The organism is Frankia sp. CoWAU3, from assembly GCF_977971855.1.
In genome coordinates, this window is the sequence record NZ_CDWWXB010000306.1 from 1 (window position 1) to 645 (window position 645).

Here is a 645-nt window from a genome sequence, read left to right on the forward strand (position 1 = left end):
GCTCCGGCTCCCACACCTGGTCGACCCGGGGGGCGGGCCGACCAGGTGTGGGAGCCGGAGCGGATCACGGTGGGCGCCGGGCGCCGGGAACCGCCGGGGTAGCGCGGTCACCCGGGGAGCCGGCAGATTCACCGACCCGGATTCCCCGACGATGGGAGGCCCGGCAGGGGGTCTCGCGCTGTCCTCCGTCATGGCCCCTCTTCGCCGACGGGCACCATTCGCGTACCGGGTCCACCCGCCACCGTGCCGTCATTCCCCGACGGGTCGTCCCCGAGCGCCGTCGTCCGGTCCGTTCGTCGCCTTGTCCGTGCGACGGCTTGTCGGAATGCCGTGGCGCGGTGGATCCCCGTGGTCGGGCGGTGTGCGCTGGTACGCGACCAGCCTGCCATGCGGTCGGGTTGTCCGCCGTGACGGAGCCCGGTTGCATCGGCTACAGGTTGTTTGGAGGGCGAGTTTGGAGGGCGAAGGCCCTGGGACGCGTTCCACCGAAATGCCGCACCCACGATCGGGTGGTCGAGGATCGGGCGGTCGAAGCCGGTGCCGACCCGGTCACTGCCGGCGCTCGGCGGCGCGGGCCTTCACGGTCGCCCCGAGGCCGCGCGCGGCGGTTTCGGCACGCTGCTTCAGCGGCCCGAGGGTGCGGCG